The 23,339-nt window shown below is 69.9% G+C and carries 22 protein-coding genes; 13 read left to right on the top strand and 9 right to left on the bottom strand.

Features of this window, described 5'->3' with window-relative positions:
- Window positions 1–179: 179 nt before the first annotated feature.
- Window positions 180–1,364, bottom strand: coding sequence for a pyridoxal phosphate-dependent aminotransferase (locus tag AB6A65_RS11720; RefSeq protein ID WP_371038572.1), 1,185 nt, complete (start codon window positions 1,362–1,364; stop codon window positions 180–182).
- A gap of 74 nt (window positions 1,365–1,438) precedes the next feature.
- Window positions 1,439–1,801, bottom strand: a complete 363-nt coding sequence (locus tag AB6A65_RS11715) for an MmcQ/YjbR family DNA-binding protein (RefSeq protein WP_371038571.1) — start codon at window positions 1,799–1,801, stop codon at window positions 1,439–1,441.
- A gap of 196 nt (window positions 1,802–1,997) precedes the next feature.
- Between AB6A65_RS11715 and cysS the strand changes: the two genes are divergently transcribed.
- From cysS to AB6A65_RS11690, 5 genes are read left to right on the top strand one after another with little or no spacing between them, the layout of a single operon-like run.
- Window positions 1,998–3,434, top strand: coding sequence for a cysteine--tRNA ligase (gene cysS / locus AB6A65_RS11710; RefSeq protein ID WP_371038570.1), 1,437 nt, complete (start codon window positions 1,998–2,000; stop codon window positions 3,432–3,434).
- Window positions 3,431–4,039 (top strand): DUF6680 family protein, encoded by a 609-nt coding sequence (locus tag AB6A65_RS11705; RefSeq protein WP_371038569.1) that lies wholly within the window; start codon window positions 3,431–3,433, stop codon window positions 4,037–4,039. The genes cysS and AB6A65_RS11705 overlap by 4 nt, the downstream gene beginning before the upstream one ends.
- On the top strand, window positions 4,036–5,649 hold the full coding sequence (gene cimA, locus AB6A65_RS11700; protein WP_371038568.1) for a citramalate synthase: 1,614 nt from the start codon (window positions 4,036–4,038) through the stop codon (window positions 5,647–5,649). Before AB6A65_RS11705 ends, cimA begins: the two co-directional genes overlap by 4 nt.
- Before the next feature lie 16 nt (window positions 5,650–5,665).
- The gene (locus tag AB6A65_RS11695; RefSeq protein WP_371038567.1) at window positions 5,666–5,836 is read left to right on the top strand and encodes a hypothetical protein; all 171 of its coding nucleotides are present in this window, start codon (window positions 5,666–5,668) and stop codon (window positions 5,834–5,836) included.
- Window positions 5,833–6,597, top strand: coding sequence for a squalene/phytoene synthase family protein (locus AB6A65_RS11690; RefSeq protein ID WP_371038566.1), 765 nt, complete (start codon window positions 5,833–5,835; stop codon window positions 6,595–6,597). The genes AB6A65_RS11695 and AB6A65_RS11690 overlap by 4 nt, the downstream gene beginning before the upstream one ends.
- An 11-nt stretch (window positions 6,598–6,608) precedes the next feature.
- Here AB6A65_RS11690 and AB6A65_RS11685 read toward each other — a convergent pair whose 3' ends face one another.
- The gene (locus AB6A65_RS11685; RefSeq protein ID WP_371038565.1) at window positions 6,609–7,838 is read right to left on the bottom strand and encodes an MFS transporter; all 1,230 of its coding nucleotides are present in this window, start codon (window positions 7,836–7,838) and stop codon (window positions 6,609–6,611) included.
- A 111-nt stretch (window positions 7,839–7,949) separates the two neighbouring features.
- On the opposite strand from AB6A65_RS11685, the gene AB6A65_RS11680 reads away from it, so the two are divergent.
- Together AB6A65_RS11680 and AB6A65_RS11675 are read left to right on the top strand one after the other, a co-directional pair.
- Entirely contained in the window at window positions 7,950–8,579 is a 630-nt protein-coding gene (locus AB6A65_RS11680) for a DNA-3-methyladenine glycosylase (protein ID WP_371038564.1), read from the top strand.
- The gene (locus AB6A65_RS11675) at window positions 8,576–9,241 is read left to right on the top strand and encodes an alpha/beta hydrolase (protein WP_371038563.1); all 666 of its coding nucleotides are present in this window, start codon (window positions 8,576–8,578) and stop codon (window positions 9,239–9,241) included. The genes AB6A65_RS11680 and AB6A65_RS11675 overlap by 4 nt, the downstream gene beginning before the upstream one ends.
- A 114-nt stretch (window positions 9,242–9,355) precedes the next feature.
- Here AB6A65_RS11675 and AB6A65_RS11670 read toward each other — a convergent pair whose 3' ends face one another.
- Window positions 9,356–9,790: a VOC family protein gene (locus AB6A65_RS11670; RefSeq protein WP_371038562.1), complete on the bottom strand. Its 435-nt coding sequence runs from the start codon at window positions 9,788–9,790 to the stop codon at window positions 9,356–9,358.
- A 237-nt stretch (window positions 9,791–10,027) separates the two neighbouring features.
- Between AB6A65_RS11670 and AB6A65_RS11665 the strand changes: the two genes are divergently transcribed.
- On the top strand, window positions 10,028–10,612 hold the full coding sequence (locus AB6A65_RS11665) for an HNH endonuclease (RefSeq protein ID WP_371038561.1): 585 nt from the start codon (window positions 10,028–10,030) through the stop codon (window positions 10,610–10,612).
- Window positions 10,613–10,942: 330 nt separating this feature from the next.
- Here AB6A65_RS11665 and AB6A65_RS11660 read toward each other — a convergent pair whose 3' ends face one another.
- From AB6A65_RS11660 to AB6A65_RS11645, 4 genes are all read right to left on the bottom strand, one after another.
- Window positions 10,943–11,503 (bottom strand): polymer-forming cytoskeletal protein, encoded by a 561-nt coding sequence (locus tag AB6A65_RS11660; protein WP_371038560.1) that lies wholly within the window; start codon window positions 11,501–11,503, stop codon window positions 10,943–10,945.
- Entirely contained in the window at window positions 11,493–12,800 is a 1,308-nt protein-coding gene (locus AB6A65_RS11655) for a DUF5930 domain-containing protein (protein ID WP_371038559.1), read from the bottom strand. The genes AB6A65_RS11660 and AB6A65_RS11655 overlap by 11 nt, the downstream gene beginning before the upstream one ends.
- Before the next feature lie 189 nt (window positions 12,801–12,989).
- The gene (locus AB6A65_RS11650) at window positions 12,990–13,784 is read right to left on the bottom strand and encodes a ferritin-like domain-containing protein (RefSeq protein WP_371038645.1); all 795 of its coding nucleotides are present in this window, start codon (window positions 13,782–13,784) and stop codon (window positions 12,990–12,992) included.
- A gap of 17 nt (window positions 13,785–13,801) precedes the next feature.
- Entirely contained in the window at window positions 13,802–14,263 is a 462-nt protein-coding gene (locus AB6A65_RS11645; RefSeq protein ID WP_371038558.1) for a peroxiredoxin, read from the bottom strand.
- An 85-nt stretch (window positions 14,264–14,348) separates the two neighbouring features.
- On the opposite strand from AB6A65_RS11645, the gene AB6A65_RS11640 reads away from it, so the two are divergent.
- From AB6A65_RS11640 to lpdA, 5 genes are all read left to right on the top strand, one after another.
- On the top strand, window positions 14,349–17,642 hold the full coding sequence (locus AB6A65_RS11640) for a DUF3971 domain-containing protein (RefSeq protein WP_371038557.1): 3,294 nt from the start codon (window positions 14,349–14,351) through the stop codon (window positions 17,640–17,642).
- 21 nt (window positions 17,643–17,663) lie between these two features.
- Window positions 17,664–18,716, top strand: coding sequence for a tRNA preQ1(34) S-adenosylmethionine ribosyltransferase-isomerase QueA (gene queA / locus AB6A65_RS11635; RefSeq protein WP_371038556.1), 1,053 nt, complete (start codon window positions 17,664–17,666; stop codon window positions 18,714–18,716).
- A 102-nt stretch (window positions 18,717–18,818) separates the two neighbouring features.
- Window positions 18,819–20,108, top strand: a complete 1,290-nt coding sequence (locus AB6A65_RS11630; protein ID WP_371038555.1) for an MFS transporter — start codon at window positions 18,819–18,821, stop codon at window positions 20,106–20,108.
- Window positions 20,109–20,224: 116 nt separating this feature from the next.
- Window positions 20,225–20,803, top strand: coding sequence for a DUF924 family protein (locus tag AB6A65_RS11625; RefSeq protein ID WP_371038554.1), 579 nt, complete (start codon window positions 20,225–20,227; stop codon window positions 20,801–20,803).
- A 72-nt stretch (window positions 20,804–20,875) separates the two neighbouring features.
- Window positions 20,876–22,270: a dihydrolipoyl dehydrogenase gene (gene lpdA / locus AB6A65_RS11620; RefSeq protein WP_371038553.1), complete on the top strand. Its 1,395-nt coding sequence runs from the start codon at window positions 20,876–20,878 to the stop codon at window positions 22,268–22,270.
- 93 nt (window positions 22,271–22,363) lie between these two features.
- Here lpdA and AB6A65_RS11615 read toward each other — a convergent pair whose 3' ends face one another.
- Window positions 22,364–23,335: a methyltetrahydrofolate cobalamin methyltransferase gene (locus AB6A65_RS11615; RefSeq protein WP_371038552.1), complete on the bottom strand. Its 972-nt coding sequence runs from the start codon at window positions 23,333–23,335 to the stop codon at window positions 22,364–22,366.
- Window positions 23,336–23,339: the final 4 nt, after the last annotated feature.

The following is a 23,339-nucleotide window of genomic DNA, read 5'->3' as shown; positions in this document are numbered from 1 at the left end:
CTTTTCGTGCCCGGAGGGCGCGTGGTCGCCACGCACCGCGCCAACCCGGGGCGGCCGTGCGCACCGCGCGGCCGGCCGGTGGCAGGGTGCGTGCTCGTCACGCACCACACCGGCCCCCCGACCGCGTGCTAGTCACGCACCGCGCCCGCGCGCTTCTTTCATGGGCGAAGGCCCGGGCCTCAGACTGCCTCGGCGGCGCGTGCGGCCGCGAAGGCGCAGATCGTCTCCAGCGCTTCGGTGAAGGCGTCATCGGGCACCGTCATCGCCACCCTGACATGGCCCGCCGCGGCGCGCCCGAAGCTTTCCCCGGGCATCACGGCGATGCGGTGCGCGTCGAGCAGCCCATCCGCGAAGGCGATGCCCGAAAGCCCGGTGCGGCGGATGTCGAGCATCACGTACATCGCCCCCTCGGCGGGCACGAGGCCCACTGCCTGCTGGCGCGCGAGGATGTCCCGCGCCAGCGCGCGGCGGCGGCGGAAGGGGGCCGCCACCGCCTCCTCGAGATCGGGACGCGACAGGGCGAAGATGCCCGCGTCCTGGATGTAGCCCGGCACGCCGTAGGTGGTCACGGTGGCGAGATCTATGAGCCGGGCAACCGCCTCTTCCGGCCCGACGATCCAGCCCAGCCGCGAGCCCGTCATGGCGTGGCTCTTCGACATGGACCCCACGACGAGCGTGCGCGCGGCCATGCCGGGCAGGGCGCGCGGAGAGACGTGCGCTCCCTCCCAGACCTGGGTGTCGTAGACTTCGTCCGCGACGACCCAGAGATCATGCGCCTCCGCCACGCGGGCGAGGCCCTCGAGCGTCTCGCGGCGATAGACGGCGCCCGTCGGGTTGTTGGGAGTGTTGACGAGGATCGACCGCGCGCCCGCGGCCTTCTCCGCCACCGCCACCGCCTCCGCCTGCGGCTGGAAGCCGTCCTCAGCCCGGGTCTCCACCCGCACCGCCTCGGCGCCCGCCGCGCGGATCGTGCCGGGGTAGGTGGCGTAGTAGGGATCGAGGTAGAGCGCCCGGTCGCCCGGGTCGCAAAGCGCCATGTGCGCGGCGAAGAGGCCGGCCTGACCGCCCGGCGTGATCAGCACGTTCTCCCGGCCCGTCGTCACGCCCGTGCGCGCGGCCACCCGCGCGGCGACGGCGTCCCGAAGCGCGTCGACGCCCGGCACCATGGCGTAGCCCGTGGGCCCGGCCGCCGCCGCTGCACGCATCGCCGCGAGAATCTCGGGGTGGGTGGGTACATCGTGCTCGCCCACGGTGAGTTCGGTCACCGGCTGTCCCGCCGCCTTGAGGTCGCGCGCGCGATAGAAGAGCTCCCAGCCGTCCGAGTCGCCTTCGTTGAGCGTCCTGATCCGTCTCGAGAGTTCCATGCAAGTCCCCTTTCGCCACCCGCGGCGGAAAGGACCGCCGGCGGCCGGCGATGTCAACCGCCGCGGGCGGCGCGTCAGTCCGCGGCGGCGATCCGGGCGCGTTCGGTGTCGGGAAGCTCTTGCAGCGCCCGGTCATGGCTGTCGCGGATCCGGCGCTTCAGCACGTCCTCGGAGGTGGAAGATATCTCCACCGCGATCCAGCCGTCATGGGGCAGGAACGGGGCCATGCCGGTATAGGCGGCCCTCAGGCGTTCGGCGGCGCTTTCGGCCCCGTCGGCCCTGAGCGACAGGGCCTCGCCGCCATCGGCGAGAAGCGCGAAGGCCCTGGAGCCCACCATCCAGCAGATGAGGCCGGCGCCGAACGGGTTGTCCCGGCGCGCGCCCGGCAAGCCGTCGCAGTAGGCGATGATCTCCTCGCGCATCATGGACTGAGTCATGCCCGAGCGGGGCCTGTCGCGCAACGCTCTTGGCAGGGCCGGCGCGTGTTGTTACAGGAACTTCATGACCACCGTCGCCACCTGCATTCGCATCTGCACCATCCGCTGAGCCTGAGCGGCGGGACGGTCTTCACTTTCCATTTCCGGACGAGATCGCTAAGCCCGCCGCGGCAGACCCGCCAGAGGGACGCGCGCCATGACCGAGATCCGCCTGACCAACACGCGAACGCGCCGCAAGGAGGCGTTCGAGCCGCTCGATCCCGGCAACGTGCGGATGTATGTCTGCGGCCCCACGGTCTACGACCGCGCCCATCTCGGCAACGCGCGGCCCGTCATCGTCTTCGACGTGCTCTACCGGCTTTTGCGCCATGTCTACGGCCCCGGGCACGTGACCTACGTGCGCAACATCACCGATGTCGAGGACAAGATCATCGCCCGCGCGCAGGAGCGCGGCATCGGGATCGACGACCTGACCCGGCAGACCACCGAGTGGTTCCACGAGGACATGGCCGCGCTTGGCGTTGACTATTCCGACGACCCGCGGTTCCGCGAGCCCCACGCGACCGATTTCATCCCCCAGATGATCGCCATGATCGAGGCGCTCATCGCCCGCGGCCACGCCTACGAGGCCGAGGGACATGTCCTGTTCGCGGTGGGCAGCTACGCGAATTACGGACGCCTCTCGGGCCGCTCGGTCGAGGACATGATCGCGGGCGCGCGGGTGGAGGTGGCGCCCTACAAGCGCGACCCGATGGATTTCGTCCTCTGGAAGCCGTCGACGCCGGAAGAGCCGGGCTGGGAGAGCCCCTGGGGCCGCGGGCGACCGGGCTGGCACATCGAGTGCTCGGCGATGAGCCACGCGCTTCTCGGCGCCTCCTTCGACATCCACGGCGGCGGCAACGACCTCATGTTCCCCCACCACGAGAACGAGATCGCGCAATCCTGCTGCGCCCATCCCGAGGGCAGCTTCGCGCGCTACTGGCTGCACAACGAGATGCTGCAGGTGGAGGGCAAGAAGATGTCGAAATCCCTCGGCAACTTCTTCACGGTGCGCGATCTTCTGGAGGGCGACTGGAGCGGCGGCTGGAAGGTGCCGGGCGAGGTGATCCGCCTCGTCTTCCTCCAGACCCATTACCGCAAGCCCATGGACTGGACCGAGGAGAAGGCGCGGGAGGCGAAGCGGCTCATCTTCGACTGGCACAAGCAGACCATGGATCTCGAACCGACACCGCAGGCTTCGTTCCGCCCGAGCGACACCATGCTCGACGCGCTTGCGGATGATCTGAACACGCATGAAGCCCTCAATGTTCTCAAGAGGCTTAGAAACGAGCCGCAGCGGCTCTTGGACAATGCGCGGTTTCTCGGATTCCTGTCGGACGAGGCACGAGAACGGTTTCGGCAGGAATGGCTCGCGATGAGTAGCGGAACCGGCTCCAGCCCGAGCCTTGCAGAGCTCGGCCGCAAGCTGGATGAGCTGCGGAAAATGGCCATGCAGACCAAGGACTTCTCCGAGGTGGACCGGCTGAAGGCCGCGCTCGTCGCGGCCGGGGTCGAGGTCCGGATGAGCAAGCAGGGGGTGGAGCTCCTCCCCGCCGCGGGCTTCGATCCGGCGAAGCTGGAGGAGCTGGGATGAACGAGGAATTCTGGATCACTACGATCGCCATCGTCATTGGCCCAATTCTCGCTGTGCTGATTTCCCAGTTCTTGCTGAAGCACGGAGAACAGAGACAACGTAGGCTTTTTATCTTCCGATCATTGATGTCGACGAGAAGAACGCCGCTGAGCCCAGAGCGCGTTCAGGCTTTGAATCTCGTGGAGGTCGAGTTCTATGGACAGAAGAAGGTCATCGCCAAGTTCCAAGAGCTTCTGAAGGTTTATTCAGACCAAGTTCGATGGAAGTCGGCAGATGAGACAGTTCAAAGAGCGCTTCTTCAAGAGGTTGACGATTTGACTGCACAACTACTTGCCGAAATCGGCGCTTCGTTGGGATACAAACTAGAAAACTTGGAGCTGTTGCGCGGTGGGTATTACCCAGAAGCGTTTACTCATCTCGAAAACCAACAGGCCGAAATCCGGGAATTCCTAGTTGGGTTGAACAATGGGCAGAAAGCTTTGCCGATAATGCTTGTGGATGCGAGGTACCCCAAAGAGAACTTGCAATATGCGAGGGACGGTCGGGATATCATTAAGGCTGCGGAAGTGAGTGAGGAATCGGGTCAAACAGGTAATAACGCATGACCCGCGAGCGCCTCTCCATCTACGACACGACGCTCCGCGATGGGCAGCAGACGCAGGGCGTGCAGTTCTCCGTCGAGGAGAAGCGCAAGATCGCCGCGGCGCTCGACGCGCTCGGGGTCGACTACATCGAGGGCGGATGGCCGGGCGCGAACCCCACCGACAGCGCCTTCTTCGACGCCGCCCCCGAGACCCGCGCCCGCATGACCGCCTTCGGCATGACGAAGCGCGCGGGCCGCTCGGCGGAAAACGACGAGGTGCTCGCCGCCGTCCTCAACGCCGGCACGCCGGCCGTCTGCCTCGTCGGCAAGACCCACGACTACCACGTCGAGCGCGCGCTCGGGATCAGCCGCGAGGAGAACCTCGAGAACATCGCCCGCTCCGTCGCCCATGTCGTGGGCCAGGGGCGCGAGGCCATCTTCGACGCCGAGCATTTCTTCGACGGCCACGCCTCGGACCCGGGCTACGCGCTTGCCTGTCTCGAGGCCGCGCTCGCGGCGGGGGCGCGCTGGATCGTGCTTTGCGACACCAATGGCGGCGCGCTGCCGGGGCGCATCGGGCGCGTGGTGGGCGAGGTGATCGCCCGCGGCATCCCCGGCGACAGGCTGGGCATCCATGCCCACGACGACACCGAGACGGCGGTGGCGGGGAGCCTCGCCGCGCTCGAGGCCGGCGCGCGGCAGGTGCAGGGCACGCTGAACGGCCTCGGAGAGCGCTGCGGCAACGCGAACCTCACCGCGCTCATCCCGACGCTGAAGCTCAAGGAGCCCTGGGCGAGCGCCTTCGAGACCGGCGTCAGCGACGCCGCGCTTGCGGGCCTCACCCGGACTAGCCGGATGCTCGACGAGATCCTGAACCGCGTGCCGCAGAAGCAGGCGGCCTATGTCGGCGCCTCGGCCTTCGCCCACAAGGCGGGGCTTCATGCAAGCGCGATCCTGAAGGATCCGTCCACCTACGAGCATGTCGATCCGGTCCGCGTCGGCAACGCCCGCGTCGTGCCGATGTCGAACCAGGCGGGCCAGTCGAACCTGCGCCGGCGCCTCGCCGAGGCGGGGCTCGATGTGGCGCCGGACGACCCGGCGCTCGGGCGCATCCTCGAGGAGGTGAAGGCGCGCGAGAACGAGGGCTATTCCTACGACACGGCGCAGGCGAGCTTCGAGATCCTCGCCCTGCGGCTTCTCGGGCGGCTGCCCGATTATTTCGAGGTGAAGCGCTACCGCGTCACGGTGGAGCGGCGGAAGAACAAGTACGACCGGATGGTGAGCCTTTCCGAGGCGGTGGTCGTCGTGAAGGTGGACGGGGAGAAGAAGCTCTCCGTCAGCGAATCGATGGACGATGCGGGCTCCGACCGCGGCCCCGTCAACGCGCTCGCCCGGGCGCTCGCAAAGGATCTCGGCCCCTACCAGTCCGTCATCGACGACATGCGCCTGGTGGATTTCAAGGTGCGGATCACCCAGGGCGGCACGGAGGCCGTGACGCGCGTCATCATCGACAGCGAGGACGAGCAGGGGCGGCGCTGGTCGACCGTGGGGGTGAGCGCCAACATCGTGGACGCGAGCTTCGAGGCGCTGCTGGACGCGATCACCTGGAAGCTCGTGCGCGACGCGGGCTGAGGCGGAGGGCCGGGCGATGACGACCGACGACGCAGGCAATGCGGGCATGATGCGCTACCGCATCTGCCTGGTTCGCGAGGCACCGGACATGGCCGGGGACCTGCGCCGGGCGCGGGGCAGGATGGCCGCCTCGCGGACCGCGCCCGCCAATATCGGCCGCACGCCGACCCCGGCGAGGCCGGCTTGACCCTGGAGGCCTGCGCAGAGCTACTTCGCCGGGGCGATCCGGACAGGTTCCGCGCCGCCATGGCCGCGCCGCCCTCCGCGCGCGGGGTGCTCTTTCCGATCTTCGCCTTCAACGTGGAGGTGGCGCGCGCGCCCTGGGTGGTCTCCGAGCCGATGCTGGGCGAGATCCGCCTGCAATGGTGGCGCGACGCGCTGGAGGAGATCGCGGAAGGCGCGGCCCCCCGGCGCCACGAGGTGGTGACGCCGCTCGCCGGGGTCATGGACGCAGAGGGCGCGCGGCTTCTCGACGGCGTGGCCGCGGCGCGGCGGGCCGACCTCGAGCGCGCCCCCTTCGCAGACGAGGCGGCGCTTCTGGCCTACATCGACGCCACGGCGGGCAACCTGCTCTGGGCGGCGGCGCGCGCGCTCGGCCCGGCCGAGGAGGCGGTGGTGCGCGACGCCGGGCTTGCCGCGGGGCTTGCCGCCTATCTTCGCGCGGTGCCCGAGCTCGAGGCGCGGGGCCGCGCGCCCTTGCCGGACGGGCGGCCGGAGGCGGTCGCCCGGCTCGCCGCCGAGGGCCGGCGCCGCCTTGCCGCCGCCCGCGCGCGCCGGCGCGACGTGTCGCGGGGGGCGGGCGCGGCGCTTCTGGGTGTCGGGCAGGCCGCGTCGGAGCTTGCCCGTGCCGAAGCCGAGCCGGCCCGCGTGGCGCAGGGCACTCCGCGGGTGAGCCCGGCGCGGGAGCGGGCCGCGCTCATCTGGCGCGCGTCGACGGGGCGCTGGTAGCGGCGCGGCGCTCAGGCCGCCATGTCGCGGGGCCGCAGGGCGAGCCAGATCAGCGCGCCGCCCGCGAGCACGAGGAACGGCACCATGGCGATGTTCACCGCCATCCAGCCTTCCATCGCCGAGCCGCCGGTGCAGTTCATCAGCCCGCCCGAGGCGAGCGAGGCGAAGGTGACGCCGCCGAAGACGATGAGGTCGTTCAGCCCCTGCATCCGGCCCCGCTCCCACGGCTCATGGGCGCCGGCGAGCATCGTGGTCGCGCCGATGAAGCCGAAGTTCCAGCCCACGCCCAGAAGCACGAGCGCCAGGAAGAACTGCTCGAGCTCCACCCCGGTGAGCGCCACCGCCCCCGCGGCGCCGAGGATCGCGAGGCCGGTGGCCACGATGGTCTTGGCGCCGAAACGCGCGATCAGGTGCCCGGTGAAGAAGGAGGGCACGTACATCGCCAGCACATGGGCCGTCACCACGTCCGCCGCATTGCCCTCGTTGAAGCCGCAGCCCACCACGGCGAGCGGCGTCGAGGTCATCACGAGGTGCATGAGTGCGTAGGAGACCGTGGCGCAGATCACTGCGACCGCGATGGTCGGCGTGGTGATGAGCTCCCACCGCGACCGCCCCTTGGGCGCGTCCTCCGCCGGGACGGGCGGCGTGGGGATGTCGAGGGCGAGAAAGAGCGCCGAGCCCAGGACGTTGAGCGCGATGACCGCGAGGTAGGTGCCGAGGAAGGGGATCACGAAGGCCTGGCTCGTCACCTTGACGAGTTGCGGGCCGATGATCGCCGCGGCGAGCCCGCCCGCCATCACGTAGGAAATCGCCTTGGGCCGGAACGCGTCCGTCGCGGTGTCGGCGGCGGCGAAGCGGTAGAAGCCTTGTGCCGACATGTAGAGCCCGGTCAGAAGGCTGCCGGCGAGGAAGATCGGAAAGGACGCGTACCAGAGCCCGATCGCGCCGACCGCGCCGCCCGTCGCGCCGCCCATCGCGCCGATGAAGAAGCCGGTGCGCCGCCCGTAGCGCTGCATCGCCCACGAGAGCGGCGTGGCCGAGATCATCGAGCCCAGAACGATGAGCGAGATCGGCAGCGTCGCGAGGCAGGCATTGGGCGCGAGCGACTGCCCGGCAAGGCCGCCGATGGTGAAGATCATCGGCATCTGCGCGCCAAGAAGCGCCTGCGCGCCGACGAGCACGGTCACGTTGCGTTTCGCGCGCGCGTCGCTGTCGGCGTCGGAGAGAGCGGTATCGGTCATGGGCCTCGTGCTAAGCCCGCCCGCGGCCGGTGGCAAGACCCTCGCATGCCGGAGGCGAGATGTGTTGGCGGGGCCATGGTGCAGGCGGCCCCGGCGCGCTAGGAAGGGGGCATGGCGGAACGCATCATCGAAACGCCGGACTGCGTGGCCGAGGGCGCGGCGTGGCTCGCCGCGCGCGAGCCGCGCTTCGGCCACGTGCTCTCCCTGACCGGGCCCCTGCCGCTACGCCGCCGGGGCGACGGGTTCTCCGCGCTTCTCGCGGCCATCGTGAGCCAGCAGGTGAGCGTGGCCGCGGCCCGGGCGATCCAGGGGCGGCTCGAGGCCGCGCGGCTCACCGGGCCCCGCAAGATCACCTGGGCGTCGCAAGAGGAGCTGGCCGCCTGCGGCCTGTCGCGCCAGAAGATCCGCTATGCCAAGGCGCTCGCCGCGGCGCGCATCGACTACCGCGCGCTGCGCGCCGCGCCCACCGAGGAGGGCGTCGCCACGCTGACCGATGTGCCGGGCATCGGTGTCTGGACGGCGGAGATCTACGCCATGTTCTCGCTCGGGCGCGCCGACGTCTTCGCGCCGGGCGACCTCGCGCTGCAGGAATCGGCGCGGCTTCTCTTCGGGCTGCCCGAACGGCCGAAGGCGCGCGCGCTGCGCGCCATGGCCGAGGCGTGGTCGCCCTGGCGCGCGGTTGCGGCGCGCGCGCTCTGGGCCTACTACCGCGTGGAAAAGGAACGGGAAGGGATCACATGACGCGTGTTCTTCAGGCCGAGAAGGTGGCGCCGCGATCGGGGGAGACCCGAAATGCGGTTGTGTTCCTGCACGGTTACGGCGCGAACGGCGCCGATCTTCTCGGGCTGGCGCAGCCGCTCGGCGAGCATCTGCCCGACACGCTTTTCGTGGCGCCCGATGCGCCCGAAGCCTGCGCGGGCGCCCCGATGGGGTTCCAGTGGTTCCCGATCCCCTGGATCGACGGCTCCTCCGAGGAGGCGGCGGAGCAGGGGATGCGCGCGGCGGTGGCCGATCTCGACGCCTTTCTGGACGCCTTCATGGTGGACGAGGACCTTATGCCCGAGCAGGTGGCGCTTTTCGGGTTCAGCCAGGGCACCATGCTCGCCCTTCACGTCGCGCCGCGCCGCCCCGATGCCGTGGCGGGGATCGTGGCCTTCTCGGGCCGGTTGCTCGCTCCCGAGGTGCTGGCCGACGAGGCGGTGAGCCGCCCGCCCGTGCTGCTCGTGCACGGGGACATGGACGATCTGGTGCCCGTGCACTCCATGCCGGAGGCTGCCGAGGCGCTGCAGAAGGCGGGCTGGAAGGACGTCTACGCCCATGTGATGGAGGGTACGGGCCACGGAATCGCGCCGGACGGGCTGGGCGTGGCGCTGGCCTTCCTGCGCGACAAGCTCAGTTTCTGACGCGGTGCCGGGCCGCGCCGCAGCGCCGCCTCCGGCGGGAGTATTTGGGCCAAGAAGAAGGGCCGGGGCGCGCGCCGCCGGGGCACGTCGCGTGGGCCGGTTCAAAGCCCGCGGTCAGCCCCAGAGCCGGGGCTCGGCGATCTCGAGCGAATTGCCGGCCGGGTCGCGGAAATAGAGGGAGCGCGCGCCGTTCGGCCAATGGAAATCGGCCTCGATCTCCACGCCCGCCGCCTCGAGCCGCGTGCGCCAGGCGTCGAGTTCGCTGGCAGTGGCCGCGAGGCAGAGGTGCCCGGGCCCTTCGGCGCCATGGGGCGGCACGGGCAAGCGGGCGTCGGGGTCCGGCGGCCGGGCCGTCTCGGCAGGATTGAACACGAGCACGATCTGCGCGCCCGCCCGGTAGAAGACGTGCCGGTCGCCCACGCGGCGGATGCGCTCGAGCCCCAGAACGCCGCCATAGAACGCCTCTGCCGCGTCGAGGTCGGCGGCGTAGACCGCCGCCTCGAGCACGCCGCCGGCGGGCGGGGCAGGGGGCAGATCGGATCTGATCATGGCGCGAAAGCCTACCAGCGCGCCCCCGGCCTGTCACGGCACGCCCGGGGCCTGTGGATAACCGTCACGAAGACGTTACAGCCGTCGCGTAGGCGTTCCACGAGACCACTGGATGTAGCGGGGCTTGTCCTTAGCCGAACGCGATATATAGTGGGGACGAGAGATGGAAGAACTGGGGCGGCGCACCCCGCCCCGTTCCCCGCGACAGGGGCTCTGAGGGTGGAGGCTGTGAACCGGATGGATGGCGAATTCAGAACGACTTTCGTGCGTGAACCGGCGGCGCTGAAACAGCATCCCGCCCTCGTTCTGAACGCCGATTATCGCCCGCTGTCGTATTACCCGCTCTCTCTCTGGCCCTGGCAGGAAGCGATCAAGGCCGCGTGGCTCGACAGGGTGGACATCGTCGCGGAATACGACGAGGTCGTCAGAAGCCCGTCGACGAGGATACGCATCCCCTCGGTCGTGGTGCTGAAGGATTATGTCCGACCCCAGAAGCGCGTGGCCTTCACGCGCTTCAATCTTTTTCTGAGGGACGAATTCTGCTGCCAGTACTGCGGCGCGAAGGGCGACCTGACCTTCGATCACGTCGTGCCGCGCGCGAAGGGCGGGATCACCAGCTGGGAAAACGTGGTCGCCGCCTGCGCGCGGTGCAATCTTCGCAAGGGCGCGAAGAGCCTGCGCCAGTCGGGCCTGACGCTGCGCAAGCCCCCGCGGCAGCCGGGCGCGGAAGAGATGCGCAACATGGGCCGGCGCTTTCCGCCCAACTACCTGCACGAGAGCTGGGTGGACTTCCTTTACTGGGACGCCGAACTCGAGGCCTGACCCCGGCCGCGCCGCACCGGCGCAACCCGTCATGCCCGGATGGGAGCTCGCGCGAACGCGCGGTTCATGCGGGCCTTTCATGCCGCCAAAGACCGGCCCGAGCGGAGCTCTGGCAGCCGCTCTCCACGTGTCATGTGCATGCCGGCAAGAGGCGCGCCGCCCCGGTGGCAGATGTCTTGCCCGCAGGGGGCATCCATGCCGGTGGTACTGCAGGGCGTGCAAGGCGCGGTGCGCCGCGCGAGATGGCGCGCGACTTTGATGGCCCGGCTTTTCGGATCGGACCGTGTCCGAGACCCGCCGGGGCCCGGGCGCGGGCGCCCGGCCGCCCGCTCAGGCGCGCTGGTTCTGGCGTGCGGTGGCCTGGGCGCTCGGCTGCTGGCTCGCCGCGCCCTCGGCCGGCTGGGCCTGCGTCTGCGGCTGTTGCTGCGCTTTCGCCTTGGAGCCACCGTTCAGGGGATCGTCCTGACGCTGCACCGAGCCCTCGAAATGGGCGCCGGACTCGATCGCGATCGTCTTGTGGATGATGTCGCCCTCGACCCGCGCGGTGGAGGTAAGACGCACCTTCAGGCCACGCACCCGTCCGACGATCCGCCCGTTGATGACCACGTCGTCGGCGGTCACTTCGCCCTTGATGGTGGCGCTTTCGCCGATGGTCAGCAGGTGGGCGCGAATATCGCCCTCGACAGTCCCCTCGACCTGGATATCGCCGGTCGTCTTGACGTTGCCGGTGATGTGCAGATCCGAGGACAGCAGCGATGCGGGGGGTTTCGCCTTATGCGGCGGCGCCTTGTAATCCCCCTGCTTCGCGGCGGGGGCTGTATCTGCCGTGGCCTGCGGCGCGGCGGTATCCGCCTTGGGGCCGGGATCGTTGATCTTGCTCTTAGAAAACATCGTTGGCAGCCTTGATGTAGGTCATGGGGTTGACGGGCTTCTCGCCGACGCGGACCTCGTAGTGGAGGTGCGTGCCCGTGGAGCGTCCGCTGTTCCCCATATCACCGATCCTCGTGCCGCGCGATACCCTTTGACCGACTTCCACGCGGATACGCGACAGATGCGCGTAGCGCGTCTCGATCCCGAACTGGTGCTGGATCTTCACCAGCCGCCCGTAGCCCGACAACCAGCCGGCATGGGTGACGACGCCGTCCGCGGTCGAATAGATCGCGGTGCCGTGGGGGCCGGCGAAATCGGTGCCGTTGTGCATCCGCCCCCAGCGCATCCCGAAGCCGCTGGTGAAACGCACGCTGTCCTTCACCGGCATGGCGAAGGGCGCCTTCTGGGCCGCGATGCGGTAAAGGTTGAGCTCGTCGAGACGGTTCAGGATGCGGTTGGCACGCTCCGCGTCGGGGTGCGGCGCCTCTCCGCGGGTCGAGAAGGACAGCGGCGTGATCGGCCCCCCGAGGCCCGAATAGCCGCGGCGCACCTCGTCGATCAGGCGGTCGGCGTCGAGGCCCGCGCGTTCGAACATCTTGTCCAGCGGCTCCACCGAGACGGTCATCGCCTCCTCGAGCTGGCGGAAGATCTCGGAATTCTGGTCCTGCATCCGGCGGATGCGTTCGGCCATGCGATCCGCTTGCAAAAGCGCATCCTGCGCATCGGCCACCACCTTGTCGCGCTCGGCGGCGGTTTCCGACAGGGCGCGGGTGAGCATGGCCACCGCTTCGCTGTCGCCGCCATCCCCCAAGCCCTCGACGCCGCCCTCGAGCGCGGCGCGCAGCGTGGCGACCTCCTTGCGGACACGCTCGCGCTCCTTGAGGGCGGTGCGCAGCTTGCCCTGGATCACCTCGAGCCCGGTTTCCATTTCGCGCCGGCGGGTCTCGGAAGCCAGCAGCCGCGACTGCATGACCGAGACCTCCTCGAGCGCGGTGTTGAACCGTTCCTGTGCGGCCAGCGCCTCCGCGGCGCGCGCGTCGCGCTCTGACGAAAGCTCGTTCAGGCGATGCTGGTACGTTTCCATGTCGCGTCTGGCCTGGTCGCGGAAATTCCCCGCGCCAATGCTGTCCATCAGAAGGACCGACGTGGCGATGATGGCCCATGCCACCACGAGCGTCGCGCCCGAGAAGGCCACCGCCTGCGTCGCCGGCCTGAGCCGGATGAACCGCATGTCGTCGTCGGATTTCAGAAAGAGCCGCCGCTCGGGGAAAAAACGTTCCAGGAACGCGTTGATCCTGATCAGAAGACGCGATCGCACGAAGCCCGCCCCTTTTCCTGCCTGTCCCAATGCCGACGCTCGGATCCCCGGTCCGGCGCCTTGGCGAATGGCTTAGCGGCGAGGTCGAAGGCTGACAACCTTTTTGGGCGTTCCCGTCGCGGATGCGCTCCGAATCACGCGAAACCGGCAAGATTCCGCCGAGTCGCGCGAAAACGCCGCGCGCGGGCCTCAGCGTTGCGCGGATGCCAGCGGCCAGTAGAAGTCCGGCGGCAAGCCCGCCTCGGCGCGCTTTTCCTCGTTGAAGGGCGGCTTCAGCGCGCCCTTGAAGTACCGCGCGACGAGCGCGTGAAAGACATCCTTGGGGTCGGCGTTCTCGCGTCCGCAGAGGAAGTGGAACCACTTCGAGCCGTAGGCGACATGCGCCTCCTCCTCGGCATAGATCGTTTCCAAAGCGGCAACCGCCTGTTTCGCTTCCGCGCGCTGAAACACGTCGATCATCCCCGGTGTCACGTCGAGGCCGCGTGCCTCCAGCACCATGGGCACCACGGCGAGGCGGCCCATCAGGTCGTCGCGGGTGTCCTCGGCGGCGCGCCACATCCCCGCATGGGCGGGCAGGGCGCCGTAATGGCTGCCCATGGCTTCAAGACAATCGGCGACGAGATTGAAATGCTTGGATTCCTCGTCCGCCGCCTTCACCCAGTCGTCGTAGAAGCCGGGCGGCATCGGCACGTCGGCGAAACGCGCCACGATGTCCCAGTGCAGGTCCACCGCGTTGAGTTCGATATGCGCGACCGCGTGCAAAAGCGCCTTGCGCCCCTCGGGCGAGCCGGGCTTGCGCTTGGGCACGGCGCGCGGGTCGAGAAGCTCGGGCCGGTCGGGCCGCGCCGGGCGGAGCGGCGGGCGCGCATCGCCGAGAGGCAGCGGCGTGCCCGCCGCCCGCGCCTCGAACCAGCGCGCGGCGTGGGCGCGCGACAGCGCCGTTTTCGCCCGCGCGTCAGCGGTCGAGAGCACCTCGACCGCCATGCCGGTCAGCGTCGCGCTCACAGTGCCTTCGCGGCCTCGAGAACCTCCTCGGCGTGGCCCGGCACCTTGACCTTGCGCCATTCCCGCGCGATCCGCCCCTCGGCGTCGATCAGGAAGGTGGAGCGCTCGATCCCCCAGAAGGTCTTGCCGTACATCTTCTTTTCCTTCCACACGCCAAAGCTTTCGCAGACGTCGGACCTCTCGTCCGAGAGAAGCCCGACGTCGAGATCGTGCTTGGCGGCGAACTTGTCGTGGCTGGCCAGGCTGTCCTTGGAGATGCCGAACACCTTCACGCCCGCGGCCTCGAACGCGTCCTTCAAGCCGGTGAAGGCGACCGCCTCCTTGGTGCAGCCCGAGGTGTCGTCGCGCGGGTAGAAGAACAGCACGACCGGCGCGCCGCGCAGCGCGGAGAGCGTCACCTCACCTCCGACGCTGGCGGGAAGAGTGAAATCGGGGGCGGTTGCGGGGGTGTCGGGCATGCTCTGGCGCTCCTCTGGCTGCGGCCTTGGATATTTCATATTAGGATACGGCCATGACAATCAAACCGATGAGGCGGAAACGGCGATGAGCGGCCCCGGCACCGACGGGAGGGCCGGCGTCCCCTCTGCGGGGCGCCGGCGCGCGGGGCTCTGGGGCCTTGTCGCCCTCGCCCTCGCGCTCGCGGGCCTCGCCGCCGCGGCGCTGTCGCTCGGGGGGCGCGGCGTGGCGGCGCCAGACTGGCTCGTGACCCGGGTCGAGGCGCGGCTTCAGGCGCTGGCCCCGGGCCTCGACGTGGAGTTCGGCGCGCTGACCCTGAGGCTCGGGCCGGAGGGGCAGCCGGTCCTTGGCCTGCGCCGGGTGTCGCTTGCCGATGCCTCGGGCACGGAGGCCGCGACGATCAGCGAACTGGACGCGACGCTCGCGCTGCGGCCGATCCTCTCCGGTCGGTTGGAGCCGAGCGCGCTGCGTGTCGCGGGGGCGATCCTGACGGTCCGACGCGACCGGTCCGGTCGGCTCGATCTCGCCATCGGCACGCCGCGCGCGGCCGGGACGAGAGAGTTGCGCGACCTCGTCGCACGGATCGACGAGGTCGCGCTGCGCCCGCAATTCGCCCGCCTCGGTTCGGTGGAGGCGCGCGCCGTCACGCTGCGCTACGAGGACGCCCGGGCCGGTCGGGCCTGGACCGCGGATGGCGGGCGGCTCCGCATCGAGCGGCAGGAGGGCGCGCTGCGGCTGTCGGGCGATTTCGCGCTGCTCTCGGGCCATGACAGGGCCGCGCGGATCGCGCTCAACGCCGAAAGTCCGATCGGCGCCCGGGATATCGCGTTCGGCGTCACCTTCGACGGGATGAGTGCGACGGATATCGCCACCCAGTCGCCCGCGCTCGCCTGGCTCGAGGTGCTGCGCGCGCCGATCTCGGGGGCGCTGCGCGGGGCGGTGGATGGCCACGGCGCGCTCGGTCCGCTGCATGCCACGCTCCAGATCTCCGAAGGCGTGCTGCAACCCTCGCCGGGCACCCAGCCCGTCCCGTTCCGGTCGGCGCGCAGCTACTTCACCTACGATCCCCGCGCGGCAACGATCACCTTCGACGAGATCAGGGTGGACAGCGCCTGGATCAGCGCGCGGGCCGAGGGCCGCGCGCTTCTGAAAGGGTTGGAGACGGGCTGGCCCACCGAACTGGTGGCGCAGATCAGGGTGGCCGACATGAGCGCGGCCGCGGCTGATCTCTACGACGGCCTCGTCACCGTCGAGCGGGCCAGTGCCGACGTGAAGATCCGGCTCGACCCGTTCGAGGTCACGCTGGGCCAGATGGTTCTCGACGACCCCGACCTGCCGCTGCGGCTCTCGGGTCGTGCGTCGGCGCACCCCGAGGGCTGGCGCGTCGCGCTCGACGCATCGGCCGAGATGGTGTCGCCGGAGCAGGTCGTCGCGTGGTGGCCGCCGGGGCAAAACCCCAACACCCGCCGCTGGGTCGCGCGCAACGTGCTTGGCGGTCGGCTGGTGCGGCCCGCCGCGGCGCTGCGCATCGCGCCCGGCGCGCCGCCGCGGGTCCATGTGACGGCGGGGCTCGACGGTGCCCGCGTCCGCGTGCTGCGCGGCTTGCCGCCCGTCGAGAACGGGCGGGGCCACCTGACGATCGACGGCGACCGCCTTGCCATCGCCGTGGAGACCGGGCGCGTGGCCACGGCCGGGGGCGGCACGGTCGACCTTGCCGGGTCCACCTTCGTCATTCCCGATCTCCGGACGCGCCCGGCACGCGCCGAGATCGGGCTCGAGGCCCGCGCCCCGATCCCGGACGCGCTCTGGCTTCTCGATCAGGCGCCCTTCCGCTTTCTGGAAAAGGCCGGGCGCGGCACCGATCTGGCGAAGGGGCGGGTGCGGCTCGAAGGCCGGGTGACGCTGCCGATGAGGCCCGACATCCCCCGCGACGCGATCGATTTTGCCTTCGCGGGGCAGCTTCTCGGCGTCGAGAGCACGTCGGTCGTGCCGGGCCGGCACCTCGAGGCGCCGGCGCTCGATCTGGCCGTCGGTCGCGAGGCGCTCGTCATATCCGGCGCGGGCCGGATCGACGGCGTGCCCTTCGACGCGGAGTGGCGCGCTCCGCTCGGCGAGGGCGGTCCGGGCCAGGGCAGTCGGCTGAGCGGCGAGGTGGAACTCGGCCGCCGCTTCGCGGAGGTGTTCGCGCCGGGTCTTCCGCCGGACGGGGTTTCGGGTGCGGCGCGTGCCGCGCTCGACGTCGTGCTGCCGCCCGGAGGCCCGCCCAGCTTCACGCTGCGGTCCGACCTTCGGGGCCTCGGCGCGGCGTTGCCGGCGATCGGCTGGACGAAGGGCCCGGACGCGCGCGGCCGTCTGGAGGTCGCGGGCGTTTCGGGCGCCCCGGGGCGCGCGCCGCGCATCGACCGGCTGAGGCTCGAGCTTCCGGGACTCGATGCCGCGGGCCGGATCGACTTGCGGGACGAGGGCGGTCTTGCGCAAGCGGTCTTCGAGCGGGTGCGCGTGGGTGCCTGGCTCGACACGCAGGTCACGCTGACCGGGCGCGGGCCCGGCATGCCGCCCGAGGTCGCGCTGAACGGAGGCCGCCTCGACATGGCGGCCATGCCGGAGCTCGGCGCGGCAGGGGCGGGCGGTGCCGCGGGCGGTCTGATCGTGGCGGCCCTCGACCGGGTCGCGCTGACCGACCGGATCGTGCTGGAGGGGTTTCGCGGCCGCTTCAGCACCGGGGAGGGGATCGCGGGGGCCTTCACCGCCGATGTGGGCGGACAGGCGCCGATCCGCGGCGAACTGATCCCGCGGGCGGGCGGGCGCCCGGCTCTGCGCCTCGCGTCGGAAGACGCAGGCGGGGTCTTCCGCGCCGCGGGACTTCTGCGGCAGGCCTCGGGCGGGGCGATGACGCTGGCGCTGGAGCCCGGTCCGCGGCGGGGCTCCCAGGACGGCTTCCTGTCGGTCACCGATGTCCGGCTTCGCGATGCGCCGGTGATGGCCGAGCTTCTGAACGCGCTCAGCATCGTCGGATTGCTGGAACAGATGGGCGGGCAGGGGATCTACTTCTCGGATGTGGAGGCACGGTTCCGCCTCACGCCGGATCGGGTGATCGTGAGCCGGGCCTCGGCCGTGGGGCCGTCGATGGGCGTGTCGCTCGACGGCTATTACGGGCGCGCGTCGCGCCGGCTCGACATGCAGGGCGTGCTGTCGCCGGTCTACCTCGTCAACGTGGTGGGCGCGCCGCTCACCCGCCGTGGCGAGGGCCTCATCGGCTTCAACTTCCAGATCACCGGCGACGCGCGCGCGCCGCGCGTGGCCGTCAATCCGCTTTCGGCGCTGACACCGGGGATGTTCCGCGAGATATTCCGCCGTCCGCCGCCCCAGCTTTCGCAGTGACCGGCCCGAGGAGCCCCGCAGATGCAGCTCAGCGATTTCGATTTCGACCTGCCCGACCACCTGATCGCGACGCGGCCCGCCCGCCCGCGCTCGTCCGCCAGGCTGCTCGTGGCCGAAGGCGACCGCATCACCGACGCGATCGTGCGCGATCTGCCGGGCTTCCTGCGCCCGGGGGACCGGCTGGTGCTGAACGACACCCGGGTGATCCCGGCGCGGCTTTCGGGTGTGCGGCGGCGCGACGGCGGGGCGGGCCGGACCGAGGCGGCGATCGAGGTGACGCTGCTCGAACCGCGGCCCGGCGGCCTGTGGAGCGCGCTCGTGAAGCCCTTGAAGAAACTCGCGCCGGGCGAGACGGTGCGCTTCTCCGACACGCTCTCGGCGCGGATGCAGGGCCGCGAAGAGGATCGCGCGATCCTCGAATTCAACCTGACGGGCCACGATTTCGACGCTGCACTGGCCGAGGCCGGGGCAATGCCATTGCCGCCCTACATCGCGCAACGGCGCGCGCCCGACGAACAGGACCGGGAGGATTACCAGACGGTCTGGGCACGTCGGCCCGGCGCGGTCGCGGCGCCAACGGCTAGCCTGCATTTCGACGCGCCGCTTCTCGCCGCGCTCGAGGCGGCCGGGATCGCGTTCAGCCATGTGACGCTGCATGTGGGCGCGGGCACCTTCCTGCCGGTGAAGGTGGATGACGTCACCCGGCACAGGATGCACGCCGAATGGGGCGAGGTGAGCGAGGACGCCGCCCGGGACCTGGCGCGGACGCGGGCCGAGGGCGGGCGGATCATCCCGGTGGGCACCACGGCGCTGCGCCTGATCGAGACGGCGGCGCAGGGCGGCGAGATCGCGCCATGGCGCGGCGATACCGACATCTTCATCTACCCCGGCTTCGCGTTCCGCGCGACCGACGCGCTGATGACCAACTTCCACCTGCCGCAGTCCACCTTGATGATGCTCGTCTCGGCGCTGATGGGGCAGGACCGCATAAGGCGGATTTACGCTCACGCAATCGAATCCGGGTACCGGTTCTTCTCGTACGGCGACGCATCGCTCTTGATCCCGGAGCGGTAGGCTGTAAGGCGTGCGGGCCGCGACAGGACATGGTCGCGGACGGGACAGCGCGCCGGGCCGCGGAGGGTGCAGAGTGAAACCGTTCTTGCGGGTCGAGGGCCGATGCTGAGCGTTCTGAGCAATTCCTGGGCCCTGCTTCTGGGCATGTTCCTCCTGATGATCGGCAACGGCCTTCAGGGCACGCTGCTCGGCGTGCGCGGCGAGATCGAGGGATTCTCGACCGCCGAGATGTCGATCGTGATGTCGGCCTATTTCGCGGGCTTCCTGGGCGGCTCGCGGCTCGCGCCCGAGATGATCCGGCGCGTGGGCCATGTGCGCGTCTTCGCCGCGCTCGCTTCCATGGTCTCGGCGGTGCTGATCCTGTTCCCGGTCTTCACCGACCCGTGGCTCTGGACGATCGGGCGGCTGCTGGTGGGGTTCTGCCTTTCGGGGGTCTACGTCACCGCGGAAAGCTGGCTCAACAATGCCGCCACGAACCAGAACCGCGGCCAGACGCTGTCGGCCTACATGATCGTGCAGGTGGTGGGCATCATCACCGCGCAGGGGCTTCTGGTGGTGGCGGATCCGTCGGGTTTCGTGCTTTTCGTGATCCCGTCGGTGCTGGTCTCCATCTCGTTCGCGCCGATCCTGCTGTCGATCTCGCCCACGCCCGCCTTCGACACCGCGAAGCCCATGACCCTGCGCGCGCTTTACGGGGTTTCGCCGCTGGGCGTGATGGGGATGCTGCTGCTGGGTTCGGTGTTCGCGGCGCAGTTCGGGATGTCGGCCGTCTACGGCGCGGCCGCCGGGCTTTCCCTGGGCCAGATCTCTGTCTTCGCGGCGATGTTCTTCGTGGGCTCGCTGGTGGTGCAGTATCCGCTCGGCTGGCTTTCGGACCGGATGGACCGTCGACTGCTGATCCTGGTCTGCTCGGCGGTGGGCGCCGTGGGCGCGGCGTTGGGCTATGCCTCGGGGCAGGTCTTCGAGGTGCTGCTCGTCGCGGCCTTCGTGATCGGCGGCGTGTCGAACCCGCTCTACTCGCTTCTCATTGCCTACACGAACGACTTCCTCCAGCCCGAGGACATGGCCTCGGCGTCGGGCGGGCTGTTGTTCATCAACGGGCTGGGCGCCATCGCCGGCCCGGTGGTCACCGGGCAGATCATGCGCATCCAGGGGCCGGCGGGTTTTTTCGTGGTGATCGCCTTCTTCTTCGCGGCGCTGTCGATCTACGCGGCCTATCGCATGACGCAGCGCCCCACCCCGGCGACGGAGGACGCGGCCAGCTACGCGCCGGTCGGGCCGACCTCCACCCCGGTGGCGGTCGAATTCGCGCAGGAATACGCCATCGAGGTCCAGGCCGAGGAAGAGACCGCGGCAGCCGATGCGCGCGGCCCGACATCGGACGCGGCCTGATGCGCTTCGATCAAGGCTGAAGCGGTCTGTTGCAATTCGTTACTGTAAACCGCGATGCTCCGGGCATTACCTTGTGGAAACCTGGTGGAGGACCAGTTGCGGAGGAGACAGGGCGCATGGGTGACGTTGACGGTATTCTGAGTTTCTGGCTGGACGAGGTCGGGCCGGATGGGTGGTACAAGGCGGACGACGCGCTGGACGAAGAGATCCGTCGGCGGTTCCTGCCGCTCTGGGAAGGCGCCTGCGAGGGCCGTTTCGCGATGTGGCTCACCTATCCCGCGGGGTCGCTGGCCTACATCATCCTGACCGATCAGTTTCCGCGCAACATGTTCCGCGGCGAGGGGCGCGCCTTCGCCACCGACCGTGCCGCGCTCGCCGCCGCGAAGTCGGCGATCCACCGCAAGTGGGATCTGCGCATCGACGAGCCGGCGCGGCAGTTCTTCTACCTTCCGCTCATGCACTCGGAGAACCTGTGCGACCAGGATCGCTGCGTGCGCCTCATCCACGAGCGCATGCCCGAAACCGGCGCCGACAATCTGACGCACGCCAAGGCGCACCGTGAAGTGATCCGCCGCTTCGGCCGCTTTCCCTACCGCAACGCGGCGCTCGGCCGCGCGAACACGGCGCCCGAGCGCGCGTTCCTCGACGAGGGCGGCTACGGCGCGGCGGTGCGCGAGTTGCAGGTCGCGGTCTGACGCACCGCGCGCGTTGAAGCGCCCGGGCGGATGGTTTAGCGTCAAACCATCTTCGCGCGGGAGGCTTCAGGCATGGCAGAATCGAGTTTCGACATGGTGGTGATCGGGGCGGGCCCCGGCGGCTACGTGGCCGCCATAAGGGGGGCGCAACTCGGCCTCCGGGTCGCCATCGTCGAGCGCGAGCACATGGGCGGCATCTGCCTCAACTGGGGCTGCATCCCGACCAAGGCGCTGCTGCGCACCTCCGAGATCTTCCACCTGATGCATCGCGCGGGCGAGTTCGGCCTGAAGGCCGCGGATCTCGGCTTCGAGCTCGACAAGGTGATCGCCCGCTCGCGCAAGGTGGCCGGTCAACTCTCGTCCGGTGTCGATCACCTGATGAAGAAGAACAAGATCACCGTGCTGCGCGGCGAGGGCCGCCTTGCCGGCAAGGGCCGCGTGGCGGTGAAGACCGACAAGGGCGAGGAAACCCTGTCCGCGAAGGCCGTGATCGTGGCCACCGGCGCCCGCGCGCGCGAGCTGCCCGGGCTCGAGGCCGACGGTGAGCGGGTCTGGACCTACAAGCACGCGCTCAAGCCGCCGCACATGCCCAAGAAGCTTCTGGTGATCGGGTCGGGCGCGATCGGCATCGAGTTCGCCAGCTTCTACAACACCATGGGCGCCGAGACGACCGTGGTCGAGGTTCAGGACCGCATCCTGCCGGTGGAGGATCCCGAAATCTCGGCCTTCGCGAGGAAAGCGTTCGAAAAGCAGGGCATGAGCATCCGGCCCTCGTCGGTGGTCAAGAAGCTCGAGCGCGGCAAGGACAAGGTGACCGCCCATATCGAGAGCGACGGCAAGACCGAGACGCTGGAGGTCGACACCGTGATCGCGGCCGTGGGGATCGTCGGCAACACCGAGGGGATCGGCCTCGAGGAGGCCGGCGTCACGGTGGAGCGCGGGCAGATCAGGGTGGATGCGATGTGCCGCACCGGGGTCGAGGGCGTCTACGCCATCGGCGACATCGCCGGCGCGCCATGGCTCGCCCACAAGGCCAGCCACGAGGGGGTGATGGTGGCCGAACTCGTCGCCGGCGGCGATCCCCATCCCGTGCGCCCCGAGCAGATCGCGGGCTGCACCTACTGCCACCCGCAGGTGGCGAGCGTGGGCCTGACCGAGCCCGCGGCCAAGGCGGCCGGCCACGAGATAAGGGTGGGCCGCTTCCCGTTCATTGGCAACGGCAAGGCCATCGCGCTCGGCGAGCCAGAGGGCCTCGTCAAGACGATCTTCGACGCTGCGACGGGCGAGCTTCTGGGCGCGCACATGATCGGCGCTGAGGTGACGGAGCTGATCCAGGGCTACGTCGTGGGCCGCACGCTGGAGACGACGGAGGCAGAGCTGATGCAGGCGGTTTTCCCGCATCCGACGCTCAGCGAGATGATGCACGAATCCGTGCTCGACGCCTACGATCGCGTGGTGCACATGTAGAACGCGCGCGCAGGCGCCCCGGCACCCGGCAAACGGACGGGCCGGGACGGTGCCGCGCGTCGGCTGCACCGTCCCGGCCCGGAGAGCCTTCGCTCAGGCGCTGCGGCGGCGTCCGCCCCGGCGCCCGCCGCGTCCGCCACCGCCCGCGGCGGCCTGCGCCCGGGCGGCCTCGGGGAAGGGCGTGCCGCCCTGCACGGCCTCGAGCACGCGGGCGAAGCGGATCCAGTCGCTGCCGTTCGGGTCGTTGTTCATCAGGAAGTTCGCGGCCTTGATCGCCTCCATCTCGACCTGGCGCACCGGGTTCATGATCGCCGAGGTCATGCCCGAGGCGATCGCCATGGGCAGGAAGGCCGCGTTGATCCCGTGCCGGTTCGGCAGGCCGAAAGAGATGTTGGAGGCGCCGCAGGTGGTGTTCACGCCCAGCTCGTCACGCAGCTTCCGCACGAGAGAGAAGACCTGCCGCCCCGCCGTCCCCATGGCGCCCACGGGCATGACGAGCGGATCCACGACGATGTCGTGGGCGGGAATGCCGTGATCGGCCGCGCGCTCGACGATCTTCTTCGCCACCGCGAAGCGCACCTCCGGATCCTCGGATATGCCCGTGTCGTCGTTCGAGATCGCGACCACGGGAATGTTGTACTTCTTCACGAGCGGCAGGATCGCCTCCAGGCGCTCCTCCTCGCCGGTGACGGAATTGAGAAGCGGGCGGCCCTCCGCCGCGTCGAGCCCCGCCTCGAGCGCGGCGGGCACCGAGCTGTCGATGCAGAGCGGCACGTCCACCAGCCCCTGCACGAGCTCGATCATCTTCCGCATCAGCGGCGGCTCGGTCTCGTTGGGGTTGGGGTTCGAGTTGTAGACGACGCCCGCGTTCACGTCGAGCACCATCGCCCCGCAGGCCACCTGCTCGAGCGCGTCCTTCTCGACGGTGGAGAAGTCGCCCGCCTCGAGTTCGGCGGCGAGCTTCTTGCGGCCCGTCGGGTTGATGCGCTCGCCGATCACGCAGAACGGCTCGTCCAAGCCGATGGTGACGGTCTTGGTCTTGGACTCGACGACGGTGCGGGTCATGTGA

Origin of the sequence: Rhodosalinus sp. FB01, assembly GCF_041365715.1 — a bacterium.
Lineage (GTDB): Bacteria > Pseudomonadota > Alphaproteobacteria > Rhodobacterales > Rhodobacteraceae > Rhodosalinus.
Note: the sequence above shows the minus strand (reverse complement) of the source record. Positions and strands in the feature narration are given on the sequence as shown.